The sequence below is a fragment of the Neobacillus mesonae genome, assembly GCF_001636315.1.
Classification (GTDB): Bacteria; Bacillota; Bacilli; order Bacillales; family Cytobacillaceae; genus Neobacillus; species Neobacillus mesonae.
This window is the reverse complement of sequence record NZ_KV440949.1, coordinates 915,793-938,098: the sequence shown is the minus strand read 5'-3', so window position 1 is coordinate 938,098 and position 22,306 is coordinate 915,793. Positions and strand designations below refer to the sequence as shown.

General features: G+C 41.1%; 21 protein-coding genes and 1 other RNA gene. 18 read left to right on the top strand and 4 right to left on the bottom strand.

Annotated elements, in window-relative coordinates:
* Positions 1 to 8: 8 nt before the first annotated feature.
* Together ssrS and A6749_RS04780 are read left to right on the top strand one after the other, a co-directional pair.
* A non-coding RNA gene (gene ssrS, locus A6749_RS04785) (6S RNA) lies at positions 9 to 205 on the top strand.
* 161 nt (positions 206 to 366) lie between these two features.
* Positions 367 to 1,134, top strand: coding sequence for a tRNA threonylcarbamoyladenosine dehydratase (locus A6749_RS04780; protein ID WP_066385852.1), 768 nt, complete (start codon positions 367 to 369; stop codon positions 1,132 to 1,134).
* Positions 1,135 to 1,833: 699 nt separating this feature from the next.
* On the opposite strand, the gene A6749_RS04775 is transcribed toward A6749_RS04780, so the two are convergent.
* Positions 1,834 to 2,745, bottom strand: a complete 912-nt coding sequence (locus A6749_RS04775; RefSeq protein WP_236719622.1) for a nuclease-related domain-containing protein — start codon at positions 2,743 to 2,745, stop codon at positions 1,834 to 1,836.
* Positions 2,746 to 2,931: 186 nt separating this feature from the next.
* On the opposite strand from A6749_RS04775, the gene A6749_RS04770 reads away from it, so the two are divergent.
* From A6749_RS04770 to trhO, 3 genes are all read left to right on the top strand, one after another.
* On the top strand, positions 2,932 to 3,861 hold the full coding sequence (locus tag A6749_RS04770; protein WP_066385850.1) for an ABC transporter ATP-binding protein: 930 nt from the start codon (positions 2,932 to 2,934) through the stop codon (positions 3,859 to 3,861).
* Positions 3,854 to 4,801, top strand: coding sequence for an ABC transporter permease (locus A6749_RS04765; RefSeq protein ID WP_066385848.1), 948 nt, complete (start codon positions 3,854 to 3,856; stop codon positions 4,799 to 4,801). Before A6749_RS04770 ends, A6749_RS04765 begins: the two co-directional genes overlap by 8 nt.
* A 147-nt stretch (positions 4,802 to 4,948) precedes the next feature.
* A complete protein-coding gene (trhO, locus tag A6749_RS04760; RefSeq protein WP_066385846.1) occupies positions 4,949 to 5,923 on the top strand; it encodes an oxygen-dependent tRNA uridine(34) hydroxylase TrhO in 975 nt (324 codons plus the stop codon).
* Positions 5,924 to 5,977: 54 nt separating this feature from the next.
* Here the strand turns inward: trhO and A6749_RS04755 are convergent, their stop codons facing one another.
* Positions 5,978 to 7,249 (bottom strand): replication-associated recombination protein A, encoded by a 1,272-nt coding sequence (locus A6749_RS04755; RefSeq protein ID WP_153043056.1) that lies wholly within the window; start codon positions 7,247 to 7,249, stop codon positions 5,978 to 5,980.
* A 215-nt stretch (positions 7,250 to 7,464) separates the two neighbouring features.
* On the opposite strand from A6749_RS04755, the gene cymR reads away from it, so the two are divergent.
* The 3 genes from cymR to mnmA are packed head-to-tail and all read left to right on the top strand — an operon-like array spanning position 7,465 to position 10,229.
* The gene (gene cymR, locus A6749_RS04750) at positions 7,465 to 7,884 is read left to right on the top strand and encodes a cysteine metabolism transcriptional regulator CymR (RefSeq protein WP_066385841.1); all 420 of its coding nucleotides are present in this window, start codon (positions 7,465 to 7,467) and stop codon (positions 7,882 to 7,884) included.
* 44 nt (positions 7,885 to 7,928) lie between these two features.
* Positions 7,929 to 9,071, top strand: a complete 1,143-nt coding sequence (locus A6749_RS04745) for a cysteine desulfurase family protein (RefSeq protein WP_066400805.1) — start codon at positions 7,929 to 7,931, stop codon at positions 9,069 to 9,071.
* A 39-nt stretch (positions 9,072 to 9,110) separates the two neighbouring features.
* Entirely contained in the window at positions 9,111 to 10,229 is a 1,119-nt protein-coding gene (gene mnmA / locus A6749_RS04740; protein WP_269085681.1) for a tRNA 2-thiouridine(34) synthase MnmA, read from the top strand.
* Between the two features lie 89 nt (positions 10,230 to 10,318).
* Here mnmA and A6749_RS04735 read toward each other — a convergent pair whose 3' ends face one another.
* The gene (locus A6749_RS04735) at positions 10,319 to 10,771 is read right to left on the bottom strand and encodes an Lrp/AsnC family transcriptional regulator (protein WP_066385840.1); all 453 of its coding nucleotides are present in this window, start codon (positions 10,769 to 10,771) and stop codon (positions 10,319 to 10,321) included.
* A gap of 271 nt (positions 10,772 to 11,042) precedes the next feature.
* Between A6749_RS04735 and A6749_RS04730 the strand changes: the two genes are divergently transcribed.
* The 10 genes from A6749_RS04730 (at position 11,043) to A6749_RS04685 (ending at position 21,779) form a co-directional block, all read left to right on the top strand.
* Entirely contained in the window at positions 11,043 to 12,185 is a 1,143-nt protein-coding gene (locus tag A6749_RS04730; RefSeq protein ID WP_066385839.1) for a Leu/Phe/Val dehydrogenase, read from the top strand.
* 29 nt (positions 12,186 to 12,214) lie between these two features.
* Positions 12,215 to 13,282, top strand: a complete 1,068-nt coding sequence (gene pdhA, locus A6749_RS04725) for a pyruvate dehydrogenase (acetyl-transferring) E1 component subunit alpha (protein ID WP_066400799.1) — start codon at positions 12,215 to 12,217, stop codon at positions 13,280 to 13,282.
* Positions 13,282 to 14,298 carry an alpha-ketoacid dehydrogenase subunit beta gene (locus tag A6749_RS04720; RefSeq protein WP_153043004.1) on the top strand — a complete coding sequence of 339 codons (1,017 nt, stop codon included), beginning with the start codon at positions 13,282 to 13,284 and terminating at the stop codon, positions 14,296 to 14,298. The genes pdhA and A6749_RS04720 overlap by 1 nt, the downstream gene beginning before the upstream one ends.
* Positions 14,299 to 14,310: 12 nt before the next feature.
* Positions 14,311 to 15,600: a dihydrolipoamide acetyltransferase family protein gene (locus A6749_RS04715; RefSeq protein ID WP_066385834.1), complete on the top strand. Its 1,290-nt coding sequence runs from the start codon at positions 14,311 to 14,313 to the stop codon at positions 15,598 to 15,600.
* Between the two features lie 76 nt (positions 15,601 to 15,676).
* Complete coding sequence (locus A6749_RS04710) at positions 15,677 to 17,053, top strand: amino acid permease (protein WP_066385832.1); 1,377 nt, start codon at positions 15,677 to 15,679, stop codon at positions 17,051 to 17,053.
* Positions 17,054 to 17,169: 116 nt separating this feature from the next.
* Positions 17,170 to 17,820, top strand: coding sequence for a tetratricopeptide repeat protein (locus A6749_RS04705; RefSeq protein WP_066385827.1), 651 nt, complete (start codon positions 17,170 to 17,172; stop codon positions 17,818 to 17,820).
* A gap of 34 nt (positions 17,821 to 17,854) precedes the next feature.
* Positions 17,855 to 20,260: an SF1B family DNA helicase RecD2 gene (recD2, locus tag A6749_RS04700; RefSeq protein WP_066385825.1), complete on the top strand. Its 2,406-nt coding sequence runs from the start codon at positions 17,855 to 17,857 to the stop codon at positions 20,258 to 20,260.
* A gap of 371 nt (positions 20,261 to 20,631) precedes the next feature.
* On the top strand, positions 20,632 to 20,811 hold the full coding sequence (locus A6749_RS04695) for a hypothetical protein (protein WP_066385822.1): 180 nt from the start codon (positions 20,632 to 20,634) through the stop codon (positions 20,809 to 20,811).
* Positions 20,812 to 20,855: 44 nt separating this feature from the next.
* Positions 20,856 to 21,536: a hypothetical protein gene (locus A6749_RS04690; protein ID WP_066385819.1), complete on the top strand. Its 681-nt coding sequence runs from the start codon at positions 20,856 to 20,858 to the stop codon at positions 21,534 to 21,536.
* Positions 21,537 to 21,542: 6 nt separating this feature from the next.
* The gene (locus A6749_RS04685) at positions 21,543 to 21,779 is read left to right on the top strand and encodes a hypothetical protein (RefSeq protein ID WP_066385816.1); all 237 of its coding nucleotides are present in this window, start codon (positions 21,543 to 21,545) and stop codon (positions 21,777 to 21,779) included.
* Between the two features lie 39 nt (positions 21,780 to 21,818).
* Here A6749_RS04685 and A6749_RS04680 read toward each other — a convergent pair whose 3' ends face one another.
* Positions 21,819 to 22,187: a hypothetical protein gene (locus A6749_RS04680; RefSeq protein WP_066385814.1), complete on the bottom strand. Its 369-nt coding sequence runs from the start codon at positions 22,185 to 22,187 to the stop codon at positions 21,819 to 21,821.
* Positions 22,188 to 22,306: the final 119 nt, after the last annotated feature.

The window sequence follows — 22,306 nt, the reverse complement described above, 5'->3', positions numbered from 1 at the left end:
ATCAAAGAAGAGTCCTGAAATGTACGTTGTGTTACCTGAAGTTTTGACCGAACATATTTTTATTGGGAGTCCGGAGTTTCTTGGTTGCGCAAATGCCCCGCTCATTGACGAGTATGGGGACTTGCAATATCAGGAATAGAACACCCACCTGCTGTGTGCGGGATCAAAACAAGGGATCTAAAGCGACGGCATTATTGGGACTCTTTTCTTTTGCGATTTTAACCTCCTGCTGGCTGCGGGGGGTTTTTATTTTGCAATTTATGTTCATAATTCCTATAAAAATACTTGTTTTTATAGAATGGTATGATATATTTTTTAAGGTGAAAAATAAAAAAAATCAATTTGAATAAATTTGGAGTGAACATCATGCTGCATCAATTTTCTCGTAATGAGCTTGCGATCGGTAAAGAAGGTCTTGATATCATGAAAAACAGCACCGTTGCTGTCCTTGGCGTCGGCGGTGTTGGTTCATTTGCGGCGGAAGCGCTTGCCCGCTCAGGCGTAGGCCGCTTAGTTTTAATCGATAAAGACGATGTGGATATCACAAATGTAAATCGCCAATTGATTGCACTGCTTTCCACTATTGGCCGGCCAAAGGTTGAAATCATGGAAGAACGGATTAAAGATATTAATCCCGATTGCGAAGTGATTTCGTTAAAAATGTTTTATACCGAAGAAACCTATGAAGAAATTTTTGGCCATAATTTGGATTTTGTCGTCGATGCATCTGACACGATTATGTATAAGATTCATTTGATGAAGGAATGTTTGAAGCGTGATATTCCAATTATTTCCAGCATGGGTGCGGCTAACAAAATGGATCCGACCCGCTTCAAAATAGCTGATATCTGGAAAACTCACACGGACCCGATTGCTAAGGTGATCCGTACGAAGCTGCGAAAAGAGGGGATACGCAAAGGGATTCCGGTGGTCTTTTCCGACGAAAGTCCAATCGTCATTCGTGAAGATGTCCGGAAAGTAGTCGGCAACGATGAGGCCGAGATTCGGAAGGCAAAAATGCCGCCATCGTCAAATGCGTTCGTGCCGTCCGCATGCGGCTTAATCATGGCAAGCTATGTTGTAAGAGAGCTTCTTAAGGATATTAAGATTCAACGTGTGAGCGATGAGAAATAGGTTTGGTTTGTTTTGGTTTGGTTTGAGGGCCCTGAATCTTTCTTTGATGGTTTGGGGTTTTTTTATAAAAAGATCATTGCAGCTGTGTTCCATTGCCGAAAAAAGGGGGAAACTCTTTAAAAAAGGTCAATACACCGTGGTTTCATTGCCCGAAAAAGATGAAACTCATTGAAAAAGGTCAATGAACTAGGGTTCCATTGCCTGAAAAAGGGGAAACTCATTGAAAAAGGTCAATGGACTAGGGTTCCATTGCCCGAAAAAGGTGAAACTCATTGAAAAAGGTCAATGGACTAGGGTTCCATTGCCCGAAAAAGGTGAAACTCATTGAAAAAGGTTAATGGACTAGGGTTCCATTGCCTGAAAAAGGGGAAACTCATTGAAAAAGGTCAATGGACTAGGGTTGCATAGCCCAAAAAAGGTGAAATTCTATGAAAAAGGTTAATGGACTAGGGTTCCATAGCCCGAAAAAGGTGAAACTCATTGAAAAAGGTTAATGGACTAGGGTTTCATTGCCCGAAAAAGGTGAAACTCATTGAAAAAGGTTAATGCACTAGGGTTCCATTGCCCAAAAAAGGAGAAACTCATTAAAAAAGGTCAATGCACCGTATTTCATTGCCTCAAAAAGAGAAAAATCCTCCAAATTGGTCAATTGACTAGATTTACCATCAACCAAAAAGAGGAAAAGAGTACTCATAAATTTTATATGTAATATCTAAGATGTCTATCACCCACAACTACAAAATTTTTCTTAAGGACTTCCCTAATTACCTTTTTAGAATGAATCACCATACACCATTCATATACAAGATTTGTAGTAATTTTTAAATTTGGAAACAGTAATTGAATTTCTCTTACGCTGCGTATTATAGCAGTTTCGACGTCCTCTTTATACCCACATATACACGTAAAGTACTTTCCACTCACTGAAGGAACAAAAGACTGACACTTAGCACAGGTCAACCCTTTTTCAACTTGGTGGTATTCATAAGGCGGCAGACGTTTATATGGCGAATCGGTTTGATGCATCGAAATTAATAGTTCAGCAAGCTTTTTGTGACGCTCATTTAATTTTGAAGGTATCTTATTAAGTTTCTCCATAAATTTATTTAACTGTGTTGGATAAACAATTGGTTCATTCAATGGGGCTTGATAAAGTGTGAATTCAGGGTTAACAAAGGTGACGTAGCCTTCAAGAGGTAAATAAAACCCATGTTTTTTAAGTAAAGGATTAAGTAATGATTTACTTCGTTTCAACTGGTCTAGTGCATTTTTTATTTCGTCTTTAGCTAACGTAAAGAAGCCTTTGGAATCATTATCATAATAAAAATCACCCTCGTAGTTTTTTACTTCGATTGGAAAAATTTTATCTTGAGCAATAATTGTAGTGTCAATTTGAAATACAGAGTTGTTAAATTCCAGGCATAAATCGTTAATTATGTAGAATTTGGGCTGTAGGTCAGCGGTTAATTGATCAAAAAACATTTCACCTCTATAGCCTTTTTCCAGATAGATGTAACGTTTTTTATCTTTTACTGGGAGAATCATTCGATTATTTAAAAATCTCAGTATTTTTAGTTCGTCAGACTCAACACGCGGTTTTAATAGTATCATAAGTCCTCAGGCACTCCCTCTCATAATTGTGGGTCTTACAACCAATATTTTATAGAAAAATATTGAAATATGTAGAAAGATAATTGAACCTTTTGTTAACATTTAAAAACATAACAAAACAGGAAAATTCCGCCACAATAAGGTAAACTGTAGTAGCAGCAATTTGCAGTAGAGGGGAGTACGAGTTTGGAATCTATTGTTGAACTTAAAAATGTAACTAAAGTGATTAAGGGAAGAACGATCATTGACAATATTAGTTTTCAAGTAAATAAAGGTGAGGTGTTTGGATTCCTTGGGCCGAATGGTGCCGGGAAGACTACGACGATTCGGATGATTGTCGGGTTGATGGGAATCTCTTCTGGGGATATCACTATCGGCGGCTCAAGCATTAAAACGGACTTTGAAGCGGCGGTCGGCCATATCGGAGCTATTGTTGAAAACCCGGAAATGTATAAATTCCTTACCGGTTATCAAAATCTTGTTCACTATGCACGGATGTCGAAAGGGATTACGAAGGAAAAAATCGCTGAAACGGTGAAGCTGGTTGGCCTAACAGACCGGATCAACGACAAGGTCAAAACGTATTCGCTCGGAATGAGGCAGCGGTTGGGGCTGGCACAGTGCCTTCTGCATGACCCGGATGTCCTTATTCTTGATGAGCCGACAAATGGGCTCGATCCCGCTGGAATTAGAGAAATTCGCGATTATGTCAGGCTGTTAGCCCGTGAAAAAAATATGGCGGTTATTGTTTCAAGCCACCTTCTGTCGGAAATGGAAATGATGTGCGACCGGATTGGCATTATTCAAAATGGGAAATTAATCGATGTGCAGCAGGTAAAAGAATTTGTCAGCGGCAAAGAGACCTTTTATGAGCTAGAGCTTACTCCAAGTGAAATAGCCCTCGATTTAATTCGGTCATCATACCCTGACGTTCGGACCAGCCTGTCAAGAAACGGAATAACCGTTGAGTTGCCCAAGGAAGAAATTCCTAAACTAATAAAAATGCTAGCGCAGGCAGAAGAAATTCAAATTTATGCAGTAAAAGAAACGGCAAAAACGTTAGAGGACCGCTTCCTTGAAGTTACGGGAAATAAGGGGGCTGAAAACCGTGATTAATTTAATCAAAAATGAATGGATGAAGATTTTTAGACGGCCGGGGACTTATGTGATGATTACGATTCTGATCATTGCCACGGCGATAGTCGGTGCCTTTTTTAAATATCAGGAAAAAGGGCCGGAAGTGATTGATCAGCATTGGACCCAAAATTTGCAGCAGGAGAATGACGCTTTAAAGCGGCAGCTGCAGCAAAGCAGCTCAAAAGTGGAGCAGCAATTTTTCAAAAAGGAAATTGCCATTAATGAATACCGGATCAAGCACAATTTTCCGCCTCGTGAAAAATATAATGTTTGGACATTTGTGAAGGATGCGTCAGAACTCATCATGCTGGCGGGGTTATTTACCATTATCATTTCCGCGGGGATCGTCGCAAGTGAATTTAACTGGGGCACTATCAAGTTGCTGTTAATAAGACCGATTAACCGGAGCAAAATATTAGCTGCTAAATATATTACGGTCATCCTGTATGCTCTATTTCTATTAGCTATACTGTTTCTATTCTCAACGATACTTGGGGCGGTTCTTTTTGGCATGCCGGATAAATCAATACCGTATTTAAATTATTATAATGGCCATGTTACTGAGCAAAATATTGTCATCCATTTGTTAATTTATTATGGCTTAAGCTCCATTGATATGATTATGCTGGCGACAATGGCGTTCATGATTTCTTCAGTATTTCGGAATAGTTCGCTGGCGATCGGTTTATCTCTTTTTCTATTGTTTACCGGAGCGCAATTTACTGCTTTGATCTCACTTAAATACTCCTGGGCAAAATATATATTGTTTGCCAATACGGATTTAATGCAGTATTTCGAAGGAACACCATTGGTAGAGGGAATGACATTGCCCTTCTCGATTCTCATGCTGCTGCTTTATTTTGTGATTTTCCAGCTTTTAGCCTTCGTAATATTTAAAAAGCGGGATGTAGCTGCGTAAAAAACAATTATTCCCATTGCAATTTACGCCTTTTTGTATAAAAATTATACTTTAGGAGAAAAGCTCGACTTTTTTCAACAACAAATTTGTAAGAATAAACCCAAATGCTTATATCTTGCAAATATAATCAGATAGGGGTAGAGAATTATGACAGAAAACAAACCATATAGAGTACTGCTTTATTACATGTATGTACCAATCGAAAATCCAGAGGAATTTGCCGCACAGCATCTGCAGTTTTGTAAAGACCTTGGTCTAAAAGGACGCATTCTTGTGGCGGGTGAAGGGATCAATGGAACTGTGTCTGGGACGATTGAGCAGACTGACCAATATATGAAAACCATGAAAGAGGATGCACGTTTCGCGGAAATGGTGTTTAAAGTGGACGAAGCAGATGTTCATGCCTTTAAAAAAATGCATGTCCGTCCTCGTTCCGAGCTTGTAACACTTCGCTTAGAAGATGATATTGACCCAAATCAAATTACTGGTAAGCATTTAAGTCCAAAAGAGTTCTTTGAAGCGATGCAGGATGACGAGACGGTTGTCATCGATGCGAGAAATGATTATGAATTTGATTTAGGTCATTTTAGAGGGGCGATTCGTCCCGATATTAAAGCCTTTCGTGAGCTTCCAGAATGGATTCGCGAAAATAAGCAGCAGTTCGAAGGGAAAAAGATTTTGACCTATTGTACAGGTGGTATTCGCTGTGAAAAGTTTTCCGGCTGGCTGGTTAAAGAAGGATTTGAGGATGTTGGGCAATTGCATGGTGGAATTGTAACCTACGGAAAAGACCCGGAAGTACAGGGGAAATTGTGGGATGGACAATGCTATGTTTTTGACGAACGGATTAGTGTTCCTGTTAACCAAACAGAACATGTTATAGTCGGAAAAGATTATTTCACCGGCGAACCATGTGAACGTTATGTTAATTGCGCTAACCCGGAATGTAATAAACAAATCATTTGTTCCGAAGAAAATGAGCATAAATATTTACGCGGCTGTACACATGAATGCAGAGTGCATCCAAGGAATTTATATGTGAAGGAACATGGTTTAACAAATGATCAGGTTGAAGAGAGATTAAAGGAAATTGGTGAAGATTTAACTGTTACACAAGGATAAATTAATAGTTAATAAAAATCCCCTTGTAAAAAATTTTCAAGGGGATTTTCATATTTATTTGTTTCGCGTCAGCTTTTCATAAACAGCCGCAAATGCTTGCTCGAATTTGCCGGTTTTCTTTGGTTCGTAATATCGTTTATGACGCAGTTTGTCAGGAAGATATTGCTGCGGCACCCAGCCGTTTTCGTAATCATGCGGATATAAATAGCCGATACCACGGCCAAGTTCCTTTGCCCCCTGATAATGGGCATCCTTTAAATGGTCCGGGATCTCACCGCCAATTCCTTTGCGAATATCTGCGAGGGCTGTATCAATCGCCAAAATGGCAGAATTGGACTTAGGCGACAAACAAAGTTCAATAACGGCATTGGCAAGTGGAATCCTCGCCTCGGGGAAACCGATTCTTTCCGCCGTTTCAATCGCCGCCAGGGTGCGTGCACCTGCCTGCGGGTTAGCCAAGCCGATATCTTCATAGGCAATGACAATTAATCGTCTGCTGATGCTCGGCAGGTCGCCTGCTTCAATTAGCCGTCCCAAATAATGCAGCGCGGCATTGACATCGCTGCCGCGGATTGATTTCTGAAAAGCCGAGACCACATCATAGTGGGCATCACCATCCTTATCGGCGGCGATACTTTTCTTTTGCAGGCATTCTTCAGCTGTCTGAACATCAATATGGATGACGTCATTTTCGTCTCGATCTGTCGATAAAACGGCAAGTTCCAGAGCGTTTAACGAACTCCTTACATCACCGCCTGAGCCCTGTGCGAAATGATGTAAGGCTTCCTCTGAGATGTTCACATTCATTTTTCCTAATCCGCGTTCTTCATCCTGAAGAGCACGCAGCAGTGCCTGTTTTACCTCATCAGGGGTTAACGGCTTCAGTTCGAAAATTTGACAGCGGCTGCGGATGGCCGGGTTAATTGCATGATAAGGGTTGCTCGTTGTTGCTCCAATCAATACGATCATTCCGTTTTCCAAATATGGCAAGAGGAAATCCTGTTTGCCTTTATCTAAGCGGTGCACTTCATCAAGGAGAAGTATCACTTTACCGGACATTTTTGCCTCAGCAGCGACGATTTCCATATCCTTTTTATTATTGGTAACAGCGTTCAATGTTCGAAATGCATACTTCGTGCTGCCGGCAATCGCACTGGCAATTGACGTTTTGCCAATTCCCGGCGGACCGTACAAGATCATTGACGCAAGCTGCTTGGCTTTGACCATTCGGGCAATTATTTTGCCTTCGCCGACAAGATGCTGCTGGCCGACAACTTCTTCAATTGTTCGTGGGCGCATGCGAAATGCTAATGGTTTTTGCATGATAATCATCTCTCCAGGTAAACTTCACTCCTTATACAATACCATTTTCGCTTGAAAAAGCATATTGAAGAAGAATATGATATAATTTCTAATGCCTATCTATTTACTGCGGATTTTTATATAAAAACAAAAATAACCATCTTTACCGACGAATCGTAGAAAAAATTTACACGCATCGTCTTTATTTGATAATGATATTAGGATAAGGAGTGGATGGAATGAAAATTTCAACTAAAGGACGTTATGGACTTACGATTATGATTGAACTTGCAAAAAACTATGGTGAGGGACCGACTTCGCTAAAAACGATTGCCCAGGCAAATGATCTATCAGAGCATTATTTAGAGCAATTGATTGCCCCTTTAAGAAATGCCGGGCTGGTGAAAAGTATCAGGGGGGCATACGGCGGCTATATTTTATCAGATGTTCCGTCAAAAATTACGGCTGGTGATGTGATCCGTGTATTGGAAGGACCAATTACGCCAGTTGAAGGAATTGAGGATGAAGAACCGGCAAAGCGCGAGCTGTGGATTCGCATTCGCGATGCCATTAAAGATGTATTGGATAATACGACACTTGAAGATTTAGCCAGCCATAGTGAAGATAACGATCTTGAAGGTTATATGTTTTATATTTAATGACAAAGTTATAGAAGAGAATTATTTTGATTGAAGGTGTAAAGATGGAAAGAGTCTATCTAGACCATGCCGCTACCTCACCGATGCACCCAAAGGTTATTGATAAAATGCTGCGGGTGATGAATGAAACGTTTGGAAATCCATCCAGCATCCATTCATTTGGCCGGGAAGCACGGCATTATCTTGATGTGGCCCGTGCTGCACTCGCAAATAGCATTGGGGCAAGGGAAAATGAGATTATTTTTACAAGCGGTGGTACTGAAGCTGATAATATGGCGCTATTTGGCGTAGCTGAAAACTATCAGAATCTAGGAAAGCATATTATCACAACTCAAATTGAACATCACGCGGTTCTTCACGCCTGCCAAAAATTAGAAAAGATGGGCTTCGAGGTCACATATTTATCTGTAGACGAGACAGGGCGGATCTCATTCGCCGAACTCAAATCGGCATTACGGGATGACACCATCTTAGTTTCCGTGATGTATGGCAATAATGAGGTTGGCACGCTGCAGCCGATTACGGAAATAGGACAGCTTCTAAAGGAGCACCAGGCGAAATTTCATACGGATGCGGTTCAGGCTTATGGGATTGAAAACATTGATGTGAATGAGAGCGGAATTGACTTATTATCCGTTTCCGCTCATAAAATAAACGGACCAAAAGGAATCGGTTTTCTTTATGTCAGATCCGATGTGAAAATTACCCCGCGTTTATTTGGCGGCGAACAGGAACGAAAAAGGCGCGCTGGAACGGAAAATGTCGCCTCGATTGCAGGGTTTCATGAAGCAGTTGTAACAGCTTCTGGGGATTGTGGAGCAAAGCGGGAAAAATTCCTTGGCTTTAAAAAATTATTAATCGAAACATTGCAGCAAAAAGAAATTGATTTCGCTGTAAACGGATTGCTTGAACAATCATTGCCGCATGTATTAAACTTAAGCTTTCCGGGAACAAATGTCGAGGCTATGCTGGTCAATTTAGATTTGGCCGGAATTGCGGTATCAAGCGGTTCTGCTTGTACGGCCGGTTCAATCGAGCCGTCGCACGTGCTTGTTGCCATGTTTGGCAAAAATTCGGAGCGGTTAACAAACTCTATCCGCTTTAGCTTCGGTTATAACAATACAACGGAAGAAATCATCAAGGCTGCTGAAGAGACTGCTAAAGTCGTTTCGCGTCTTAGAAAATAAATTGTAAGGCCTAATTTAGGCAAAGAGAGGTGAATCGAAGTGGAAAGGAAAGATCCAAAAGATATCCGGGTTGTTGTCGGTATGTCCGGCGGTGTCGACTCCTCCGTTGCAGCGCTGTTATTAAAGCAGCAGGGCTATGATGTCATCGGGATTTTCATGAAAAACTGGGATGATACCGACGAAAACGGGGTATGTACGGCGACAGAAGATTATGATGACGTCATTCGAGTTTGTAATCAAATTGGCATTCCATATTATGCCGTTAACTTTGAAAAGCAATATTGGGACAAGGTCTTCACTTATTTTTTGAATGAGTACAAAGCTGGCCGGACGCCAAATCCCGATGTGATGTGTAACAAGGAAATTAAATTTAAAGCCTTCCTTGAGCATGCAATGAATTTAGGGGCAGATTATTTGGCTACAGGACATTATGCCCGTGTTGAGTTCCGCGACGGCGAATACAAAATGCTGCGCGGTATCGATGAAAATAAGGATCAGACTTATTTCTTGAACCAATTAACACAGGAGCAAATCAGTAAGGTCATGTTTCCAATTGGTAATCTTGAAAAATCAAAGGTTCGTGAGATTGCTAAGGAAGCGGGGCTGGCAACGGCAACAAAAAAGGACAGTACCGGAATTTGTTTTATCGGTGAACGGAATTTTAAAGATTTCCTAGGTCAATATTTGCCGGCACAGCCAGGTAATATGGAAACCTTTGACGGTGAAGTAAAAGGACGGCATGAAGGTTTGATGTACCACACGATCGGCCAGCGCCATGGACTTGGTATCGGCGGTGCCGGTGAGCCGTGGTTTGCCATTGGTAAGGACCTTAAGCGAAATGTTCTTTATGTAGGGCAGGGCTTCCACCATGAAAAGCTCTATTCTGATTCTATTATTGCAACAGATGTCAGCTGGGTCTCGAATCGGGAGAAGCCAGTAGAATTTGAATGTACTGCAAAATTTCGCTACCGTCAGGAAGACCATAAAGTGAAAGTTAGAATATTAGAGGATAACAAAGCAGAAGTGATATTTAACGAACCGATTCGTGCTGTAACACCAGGACAAGCCGCTGTTTTTTACATTGGCGATGAATGCCTTGGAGGAGGAACGATCGACGAAGTATATAAAAATGGCGAACGTTTAACATACGTTGGCTAAATTGATGAAGTAAGGTGTCAGGCACCGAGAAAAGCTCCAGCGCTGGAGCTAGACATGTGAAATTTTCACATGGTGCCTGACACCCTTTTTTATTCCTGCAGTGCACTATGTGGTGTGATGCAGCGAAATGATACGGGGGATGACAAAACGATTGAGGTGTTAACATTGCCGTATGGTGTCAGCCGGTCTATGAGGCTGCTTAGGTGGTCCATTCCGGTAACGGCTGCTTTTAGTAAATAACTGACGGCGCCTGTTAATCGGTGGCATTCCACGATATCGGGATCGTTTTTAATCCATTCCTCGAAATCTATATAAGAAAGTATTTTTATTTCGCTCAATTGAATATACACAACTACATCGCGGCCAATTTTCTTTGGACATATCCGGGCGCTAAAACCATCTATAATCCCCTGTTCCTGCAATCTGTTCAATCGTTCAGTAATGCTTGGGCGGCTAAGTGATAATTGCTTTGACAATTCACTGATTGTCATCCGTGCATTTTCTTGAAGGAGTTTCAGCAGACAAATATCGATTTGATCCATAAAAATGCCCTCCTTTTAAAAATGAAGTTTTTTCATTGAAAACTTATTCAAAATGTATAATGTGGACTTGAAAATTATGCAGATTGCTATGTAATTGGCTTTATATTTTCACTATCATAATAGTATAAACACAAATTTCTAAATAGTTCAATAGACTTAATTATTGTTATTTTCCCATCATTCGTAAACCAGTTCAAGAGGTTACTTTTTTTTACTAAAAAAATGAAAGCGCTATCTTAAACTGGCGGTAAAAAACAATGGAGGTATCATGATGAACGCAATGAAGGCGCAAGAAGCATCAGTAGAATTAACCGTTTTAGAGAAAATGCAGGAACATGAGCAGATTGTTTTTTGTAATGATCCTAGTACAGGACTGAAGGCGATAATTGCCATTCATAATACAACGCTTGGTCCCGCATTAGGCGGCTGCCGGATGCGTCCATATGCTTCTATGGATGAAGCTTTGGAGGACGTTTTAAGGCTGTCAAAAGGAATGACATATAAATGTGCCGCTGCCGATGTCGACTTTGGCGGTGGTAAAGCAGTAATCATCGGTGATCCATTAACGGATAAAACACCTGCAATGTTTAGAGCATTTGGCCAATTTGTCGATTCCCTCAATGGCCGTTTCTATACGGGAACGGATATGGGAACTTCAACAGAGGATTTTGTTCATGCTTCAAGGGAAACAAACTGTATTGTTGGCATTCCCGAAGCATATGGCGGCAGTGGGGATTCATCCGTTCCTACCGCACTTGGGGTGATTTATGGGTTAAAAGCAACGAATAAAACCATTTTCGGCAGCGAAGACCTATCAGGTAAAACCTATATTATCCAGGGACTTGGAAAGGTAGGCTTCAAGGTAGCGGAGCAATTGCTCGAAGCAGGTGCCGATCTTTATGTCAATGATATTAATCTGTCATCTATTAAAGCGATTCAAGAACGCGCTAAGCAATTAGGAAGAAATGTAGATGTTGTAAGTGGGGATGAGGTATATACCACAGCGGCTGACGTCTTTGTTCCATGCGCTTTAGGCGGAATTATCAATGATGTAACAATAGACCAATTAAAAGTAAAAGCAGTAGTCGGTTCCGCTAATAATCAGCTGCTTACAGAAAAACATGGTCAAATGTTAAAACAAAAAGGAATTTTATTTGCCCCTGATTATATGGTCAACGCCGGCGGTCTTATTCAAGTAGCTGATGAACTATACGGCTATAACAAGGAGCGCGTGTTGAAGAAAACAAAGTCAATCTATGACTCATTGTTAGAAGTATATAAGCAAGCAAGATTAGATGATATTACAACCATTCAAGCGGCCAATCGGTTATGTGAAAAACGTTTGGAGGACGGTAAAAGGTTGAATAGCTTTTTCTCCCATACAAGGCGTCCTAAATGGAACATTGGTAAATGATGGAATATCAAAAAGAAGAGGTGATTGATATGTTAGCTGAGTTTCCAATTTTGCAGATTGTGGATGAAAACGGCAACTTAGTAAATGAACAATACAAAGAGCAAATAACAGAGGAGCTAGTAAAACAATTTTACTATCACATTGTCCGCATCAGAACATTTGACCGCAAAGCTGTTAATTTGCAGCGCCAAGGGAGACTTGGGACATATGCTCCGTTCGAGGGGCAGGAGGCATCACAGGTGGGCAGTGCGCTGGCGCTTTGGGAGGATGACTGGATCTTCCCGACTTACCGGGATCATGGGGCTACGTTAACGTTTGGGGCCGGTATGACACGGACGCTGCTGTATTGGAATGGACGTATGGAGGGCTGCGTGCCGGAGGATGGCAAAAAGATTTTTCCTCCTGCTGTTCCGATTGCTACACAAATACCGCATGCGGCAGGGGCGGCGATCGCGGAAAAACGGAAAGGGACAAAAAATGCGGCGATTGCTTACTTTGGCGACGGAGCGACTTCTGAAGGAGATTTCCATGAAGGGTTAAATTTCGCCAGTGTGTTCCAGGCACCGGTGGTTTTCTTTAATCAAAATAACGGTTTTGCAATTTCTGTTCCAATTGAAAAGCAAATGAATTCAAGGACGATTGCACAAAAGGCAATTGCTTATAATATGCCAGGGATAAGGATCGATGGGAACGATGTTTTTGCTGTTTATTTTCACACGAAGGAAGCGCTTAACAGAGGGCGAACCGGAGGCGGTCCAACTTTGATTGAAGCCGTGACCTGGCGATATGGCGCCCATACAACCGCGGATGATCCAACAAAATATCGGAATCAATCAAAAAGCGAGACGATTAGACAAACCCGCGACCCGCTGCTTCGGATTGAGAGATATATGAAGAGCAACGGCTTCTGGGATGAAAAATGGATTCAGGAGATAACAGAAGAAATTGCAACTGAGATTGAAGAGGCGGTTAAAGAGATGGGGGATTATCCGAAAGCAGATGTAAGCGATTTATTTGACCATGTTTTTGAACAACCAACATGGACGATCGCCAAACAAAAGGAAGACTATCTTCGATTAATTGGGAGGGAAGTTTAATGGTGATGGATAAAGCAGTAGTCAGCCGCTCCACGAAAACGAACCAATTAACACTGATTCAGGCGATAACTGACGGGTTACGGACCATGCTGCAGGAGGATGAAAGGGTCCTTGTGATGGGAGAGGACGTTGGTAAAAACGGCGGTGTGTTCCGAGCTACCGAAGGCTTGTATGAACAATTTGGTGAAGACCGAATCATCGATACGCCGTTAAGTGAAGCAGGGATTATCGGCACAGCTGTCGGAATGGCGGTAAATGGCATTAAACCAGTAGCAGAGATTCAATTTTTAGGGTTTATTTACCCAGCCTATGAGCAGATAATGACACATGTGTCAAGGATAAGGATGCGAACCATGGGGAAATACTCCGTTCCGATGGTAATCCGAGCCCCGTATGGCGCCGGCATCCGTGCCCCGGAAATTCATTCGGACAGTGTTGAGGCACTGTTTACGCATATGCCAGGGATTAAGGTTGTCTGTCCATCATCCGCTTATGATGCGAAAGGCTTGCTAATCGCAGCGATAGAAGACCCGGATCCTGTCTTGTTTTTAGAATCGATGAGGATTTACCGGGCCAGCCGGGAAGAGGTTCCAGAAGGTAAGTATACGGTTGAAATCGGAAAAGGAAAAAAGCTTCAGGATGGCGACGACGTTACCTTAATCGCCTGGGGCGCAATGGTGCCGGTGGCTGTAAAGGCGGCAGAGCAGGCGAAAAAACAAGGAATTAACTGTGATGTGATTGACTTAAGAACCTTATATCCGATTGATAAAGAGATTATCGCGGAATCTGTTCAAAAAACAGGGCGTGCGGTGATTGTCCATGAAGCACACCAAACAGGCGGATTAGGTAATGATATTATTTCAATTATAAATGATACCTCATTCTTATTTATGAAATCGCCAATAGAACGTGTAACAGGTTTTGATGTTCCGGTGCCGTTTTATTCCTTAGAGGAACATTATCTGCCGACACCGCAAAGGGTTATCAAGGCAATTGAAAAAGTGGTGCATTTCTAGGAGGGAAGAACAATGGTTGAAGTGAAATTGCATGATATTGGGGAAGGGATGACCGAAGGGGAGGTTATCCAATATTTTGTAAAAGTCGGCGATGTGGTACAGGTAGATCAGCCGCTTGTAGAAGTTCAAACCGACAAAATGGTAGCCGAGCTCCCATCCCCTGTTTCGGGTAAAGTCAAAAATATTGTCGTCGATCACGGCAATGTGGTGTCCGTTGGAACAACACTGCTTGTATTGGAAGCGAAGGACATGAAAACGGAGCAGCCGGTAATGGAAGCCGTAGAAGAAAACGTACTTGTAAAAGAAGAATCAGTTTTAGAACATATAGAAGCAAGAGCCCCCAAGCATGAAAAAAGATTCGTGATGGCAGCTCCTTATACGCGGAAAATTGCCCGCGAGTTTTCAGTAGACATCGAAAAAATTATCGGTACTGGCCCGCACGGAAGAATTACCGTAAAAGATGTATATGATTATGTGAAGAAACGCGACCAGGTTCCTTCAGCGTTGGAAGTGCCACAAGCTTCCAGTAATGGTTCACAAGGGCAAACCAAAATAGAGCATGAGCGCCAAACAAGAAAAGGAAGAAATGACCTAATACAAGATCATCAAAAGCCGGAAGTGATTCCTTTTAGAGGGCGTCGTAAGCAGATTGCAAAAAAGATGACCCAGTCCCTGTTTACCATTCCGCATGTGACCCATTTTGAAGAGGCGGATTTAACAGAGCTGCTGGCTTATCGCAATGAATTAAAAGAAATGGATATTCATATATCAGCTGCTGCCTTTTTTATAAAAGCGATTACGCTTGCACTTAAGCAGTATCCAATTTTCAATGCCAAGCTGGATGAAGAGAATGAAGTGATTTATTTAGAAAAGGAATACAATATCGGCATCGCTACCGATACGGAAGACGGTTTAATTGTCCCTGTTATTCACCATGCAGACAGGTTGTCTGTCCGACAAATTCACGATCAGCTCAAAACTTTAACAAAAAAGGCGCAGGAGGGTAGATTAGAGCCTGCGGAAATGAGAAACGGGACATTCACAATTAGTAATGTCGGCCCATTAGGAAGTATTGGGGCTACTCCGATTATCAATTATCCGGAAACAGGTTTAATAGCTTTCCACAAAACAAAGAAAATGCCTGTTGTCATGGAAAACGATGAAATCAAAATCCGCTCAATGATGAACATGTCCATGTCGTTTGACCACCGCGTTGCCGATGGAGCTGTTGCAGTTGCTTTTACTAACCGTTTTAAACAGCTAATTGAAAACCCGAAGCTTTGGTCGATTGAATTAGCATAAAAGAAATAATCATAGCACTTTTCGAAATACTTTTCTTTACAATAGTTGAAGCTTAGAAATGTGGGTGGAATGAATAATGAATGCAAATAATGCAAGACTGCAAAAGAGGCTGCTGCCGCGGCATATTAGTTTGATGGCAATGGGGGGGGCAATCGGCACCGGGATTTTTAAAGGAAGTGCGGAAACGGTATCGATTGCCGGTCCAGGCGTTATTTTCTCCTATGTGTTAGCAGGGTTATTTCTCCTCGTTGTGATGGGGGCCATCGCCGAAATGGCGAGCGCCTATCCCAATACGAATATTAAAGGATTTGTTCAAAAGGCATTCGGCAAACGCGCTTCTTTCGTGATGGGCTGGATGTATTGCTTCATGTGGTTGGCAGTGTGTGTAATTGAAGTGGTCGTTGCCGGCAGCTTCCTCCAGTACTGGCTTCCAGCTATCCCTCTCTGGTTATTGAGCTTAGGGTGTGCAGCATTTGTCCTAGGAATTAATATGATGAATGTGAAGAACTACGGCGAATTCGAATTTTGGTTTGCCGGCATAAAAATTGTCATGATTATGGTATTTATCATTCTCGGTGCCTGCATCCTTTTCGGACTTATCCCAACGGACAAAACGGGTTATTTGCAAAACTATGTCAATCATGGCGGATTGTTCCCAAATGGCTGGATGTCAATTTTTCCTGCTTTGTTAATCGTCATGTTTTCCTACGGGGGATCTGAATTAATCGGAGTCACAATTACTGAAACAAAAAATGCCGAACAGATTTTGCCAAAGGTCATTAAAAGCTTCATTTTACGAATTGTCCTTTTTTACACATTACCAATTCTGATTATTTGCGGTTTAATTCCTTGGAATGAGCTTAGCGGGCAGGCGAGCCCATTTGTCCAGGTTTTATCAATGGTAGGCCTGCAAAGTGCGGCACATATTATGAATTTTATCTTGATTACCGCTGTTCTATCGGCAGCCAATTCAGGTATCTATGGCTGTACAAGAATGCTGCATTCCTTAGCAACTGAAGGGGAAGCACCCAAATCATTTTCCTATGTGTCCAAAGAAGGGGTTCCTGTTGCTAGTTTATTGTTGACGGCGGTTGTCTTGACTGCAGGGTCTATGGTCGCCTTTATTGCACAGGATCAAGTATTTACGATCCTAATGGCTGTTCCAGGATTTGTTGTTTCATTAGTTTGGACCGGGATTTGTTCCGCCCAGCTGAAGCTTCGACGAACCTATTCAAAAGAACCAAGCTTTAAAGTATGGGGATTTCCGTACATTACTGGGGCGACATTAGTATTTTTATTCATCATCTTAACAGCTTTTGTGCTCGATGGACAAAACCGAGTCAGCATTATGGCATGCCTGCTTATCTTTGCATCATTAATCGCCATCTCCTTCGTAAAATTTAAAAAGGGGATGGAAATAGATACAACGAATGAGAACAAGAGTGCTGTATAAAAAGATGTACGAAAGCCAGGTTAACGCCTGGCTTTTTGTTATGAAAAAGAGCTATCGAGCTTTCCATAAAAACGGCGAAATATGGTATACTTCCATGTAGAATGGAGTTGAACATAGTGGATAAAAACCAATTAGGTGTACAATACATGCAGGACGGCAGCTTAGAAGAAGCCGCAAAAGCCTTTAATGAGGCTATTAATGAAAACCCAAACGACCCAATCGGATATATCAATTTCGGCAATGTATTAGCCGCCTTAGATGAAAATGAAAAAGCATTGAAATTTTTTCAAAAAGCAATCGAATTAGATGAAAATGCACCGACAGCGTATTATAGTGCCGGCAGTCTTTTTTTCAATAATGAACAATTCACTGAAGCCAAGAATATGTTTGAACTTGCCATGAAGAAAGGGCTGGAATCAAGCGATAATTACTTCATGATAGGGCTGTCGCTGATTCATTTAGAGCAAAACAAACTGGCTTTACCCTATCTCCAAAGGGCGGTTGAGCTAAATGAAACAGATGCCGAGGCTCGTTTCCAATATGGACTGTGTCTTGCCCAGCAGGAGTTTATTGATGAAGCGATGGCGCAATTTGAAAAATGTATCGAGCTTGATCCAAATCATTCCGATGCATATTACAACCTAGGTGTTTGTAATGCCTTTAAAGAAGACGCTGAAAAAGCAATCAGCATGTTTGATCAAGCACTGAAAATCCAGCCTGACCATCTTTTAGCCGGACATGCGAAAAAGATAATCGAACAAAGCTGATAACAGACGAATAGCCGCGGAAGGAGGGAGAAGCATGGCAAATCAAGAATCATTGGATTTATTTGGGGAACAAGGGCGGTTTATAAAAGGAAGACCGATTGTGACCATTTTTCATAATGAACAGAACCTTTATACCGTTCTAAGAATCCGCGTTGATGAAACTAATCATACATATCATGATAAAGAAGCGGTCATTACCGGCTATTTTCCGAAAGTTTACGAGCAAGAAACCTATATTTTTTACGGCGAATTTAAGGAGCACCCAAAATTCGGCCTGCAATTTCAAGCGAATCATTTTCGCAAGGATATGCCGCAGTCAAAGCAGGGGATTGTTGCCTATTTGTCAGGGGAAATGTTTAAAGGGATCGGTAAGAAAACGGCCGAAAATATTGTCGAAACATTAGGGGAAGACGCCATCTCCAAAATCCTTAATCAGCCTTCGCTGCTCGATTCGGTTCCAAAGCTCCCTCCCGATAAAGCGAAATTATTATACGATACATTGATGGAGCATCAAGGCCTTGAACAGATTATGATTGCCCTCAATCAATTTGGCTTTGGTCCGCAGCTGTCCATGCGAATATATCAAGCATATAAAGAGGAAACGCTAAGCATCATTGAAAAGAATCCTTATAAGCTTGTCGAGGATGTTGAAGGAATTGGTTTTGGTCGGGCCGATGAGCTCGGCTACCAGCTGGGAATGACCGGAAACCATCCCGACCGAATAAAAGCAGGCTGTTTATATATGTTAGAAAACGAATGTATGCAAACCGGACATGTTTACATGCAAACAGAGGATTTACTTGAACGTGTAAAAGCGCTGCTTGAAGAAAATAAACGTGATCAAATTGATTATTTGAATATTTCTAATGAGATCATCAAGCTTGAAGAAGAAGGAAAGATCATTGGTGAAGAAAAAAGGGTTTATTTGCCGTCGTTATTTTATGCGGAAAAGGGTTTGGTAACAAATATTCAGCGCATTTTAAAACAAACGGAATATAAGGACCAATTTCCTGAATCGGAATTTTTGCTCGCTTTAGGCGGTTTAGAGGAAAGGCTGGGTGTGCAATATGCACCGACGCAGAGGGAAGCAATTCAAACCGCGCTCATGTCGCCGATGATGATTTTAACCGGCGGACCTGGCACAGGTAAAACAACTGTCATTAAAGGGATTGTGGAGCTTTATGGGGAATTGCACGGCTGTTCGTTAGAAATAAAAGACTATCATAAAAAAGATGAGCCGTTTCCCTTCTTACTGGCAGCTCCTACCGGCCGGGCGGCTAAAAGAATGAGCGAATCGACAGGGCTTCCGGCCGTTACAATCCACCGGCTGCTCGGCTTTAACGGAACAGAAGGCTTTGAGCGGGAAGATACGAGTCCGTTAGAAGGAAAAATTTTAATTGTTGATGAAACCTCCATGCTTGATATTTGGCTGGCCAATCAATTGTTTAAGGCCCTGCCTGAGAATATCCAAGTCATTCTAGTTGGTGACGAGGATCAGCTGCCATCGGTCGGTCCGGGGCAGGTTTTAAAGGATTTGCTTCATTCAGAACGGATTCCAACGGTAAAGCTGACAGATATTTACCGTCAGGCAGAAGGATCCTCGATCATTGAGCTTGCCCATGAAATTAAAAAAGGACGGCTGCCTGCTGATGTGACAATAAAGCAGGCGGATCGTTCGTTTATTAAATGTTCAACTGCACAGGTGGCACAAGTGGTGGAGAAGGTTGCCTTAAATGCCAAAACCAAGGGGTATTCAGCTAAGGATATTCAAGTGCTTGCCCCGATGTACCGAGGACCTGCAGGAATTGACCGCTTAAACGTATTATTGCAGGAAATCTTTAATCCTAATCCTGACGGCAAACGGAAGGAAATTGCTTTTGGCGAAGTGAAGTACAGGATTGGCGACAAGGTGCTCCAGCTAGTAAACCAGCCGGAGAGTAACGTATTTAACGGGGATATCGGTGAAATAATATCTATTATCTATGCCAAGGAGAATACCGAAAAGCAGGATATGATTTATATTTCTTATGAAGGAAATGAAGTCGAGTATACGAGGCAGGATTTAACTCAAATTACTCATGCCTATTGCTGCTCAGTTCATAAATCTCAAGGCAGTGAATTTCCGATTGTCATCCTTCCCGTCACGAGAAGCTATTACCGCATGCTACAGAGGAATTTGATCTATACAGCGATTACCAGAAGTAAGCAGTCGTTGATTTTATGCGGTGAACCGGATGCGCTTAAGATGGGCGTTGAACGGGCAGATGAATCGAAGCGGTTAACGACATTATCTGAAAAACTTCAGGAAGCTATTCCACCAATGAATAGCAAGGTTGAACAGAGCGCAAAAGCGTCTGCAGAGATGTCCTTAGAAGAAGAATTAATGCAGGTAAATCCGATGATTGGGATGGAAAACGTTACACCTTATGATTTTTTATAAGGGGTGTTTCAAGACCATTTGAAAATACTATGAAAACTTGTCAAACCAAGGGTTAAAGTCATTTTTTAATTGAGTTTAAACAATCCCTTTTCTTCCCGATTTGGTTTAAAAAAATGTGACTTTCGTGTGACTTTTAAGCAGAGTGTGACTATAAGTGTGACTAAAAATAATTGTTTACTGCCGATAATATTATCGGCAGTTTTTTTCAGTTCGCATCATTAATTGTCCGGTATTGCCATTTAAAAAATATTAAGAAACAAAATGAACCTTTTTTACTGTTAGAAATTCTCCGTCCTTATTCAGTTAAAAGGAATACTGATGAAATTTTTGAATAATAGTGGTAAATAAGAATAGTCAAGTAGAGGTGTTAAATGATGTATTACAGATATTTAACAAGAAAAGAGCGTGAAAAAATTACCGAAATTGAACATAAGATCAAAGCGGCTAGGAGTGTAACAGAAGTTCAATTATACAAAGAGCAAATTGGTCTTATTATGGAACGTATTTGTATAAGGCGAAAATTCGAACTAGATAAAAAACATAATGAATAAGCAAGGCATTTCATGGTATTCTTTACAAAGAAAGGAGAAGTGAAATGTCTTTTTTGTTGAATATGTTTTGTAATATTATGGATAATACATACTTCGAAAATGAATATGGTTGGATAAACCAATTGTTCATTCCAATTATTTGCGGTGCACTTGGTTGTTGGGTACGATTGCTCGTTGCAATGGTCACCCCGGAAGGTGCAAGCATCAAAAAGGAAAAGCAGAAAGAAATTCTTAAATCATACTCATGGATTTTTTTATTAGTAGGAGCAATTGCAGGGTTTACTGCTGTTAATCTAATTAATCCACAGGGCTCGTTTGGACAGGTTAGCACTTTATCAATAATTGCAGGATTAAGTGGAGTTACATTTCTGTTGAGAAGTTCCCTTGTTGAAGGTGTTTTTGAAGAAAAAATTCTTTCAAATTTTAAAAATGAAACTTTGGACGAGCATACTTCGGTGAAAGAAGAATTGATATCTGATGAAGACCTTAGCCTCGATGAACTTGCTAAGATGATCAGTAAAACATATAATATAAGTAAGACATACGTAGATGATGACGAACCCTACATTGAAGAAGATGGACCAGAAATTACTGAAGATATCGATGAATCTGGCAGAAATTACGATGCTAGTCAGACGGAAACAAATGGACAAGCTGATGAATCTGAAAACGATAAAAATAATCATAAAGCAGATGGATTTGATAACTCTAAAGATAAGGGGTGATGAGCAATGGCAAAAATAAACTATTGGGATTTACTTTCTAATAAAGAGAAAATGCAAATTGACCTGCTTGAAAAACAAATCGAATTTGCTAAATCAATTGAAGAAGTAGAACGGTACAAGGTTCAAATTGGAATGATTATGGCTCAGATTGTAAAAAGAGCTAGAAGAAATCCAAGGGACGTACGTGTAAGTAAAACACCTATTCCTCCTAAGGAATCGAATAGAAGGAAAGTTCCATTATAAAAACAGTCCGAAACCTACGGACTGTTTTTATAATATTTTTTATTTATATATCCAGACATATTCTTCCGCCAAATAACTATTTTGAAATTGTTTAATGGATTCATCACTCACATCCTCGTTGTAGTATTCAACATACTTTTCTTTTAAAAATGTTTTGTAATTATTTGTGTTTAATTTCAAGTTTATAAACTCATACTTTTCGACCGGAAAAGCATTGCGATAAGGCATTTTGCCGGGTGACTTGTAGTGGTACACTTCGAACCGCTCATCTGGGTGGATCACCGAAATATCCGGTTTAAAAAACAATGCTCCGGCGTGCTTTAAATTCAAAAGATCCCATTTTAATGCCAGTAGATTTTGGGATTTTGATGATGCATACTGCATTTGGTATAAGGAAAATCCTCGCATATATTCACCTCCTGTTATAACGTTGGCAGGGGGAAACAAAGTGCGCAAACGGCAAATTGAGTAGTAATTTTAAGAGAAAAAATACAAATTGATTGAAGAGGAAAAAGTACCGGTGATAA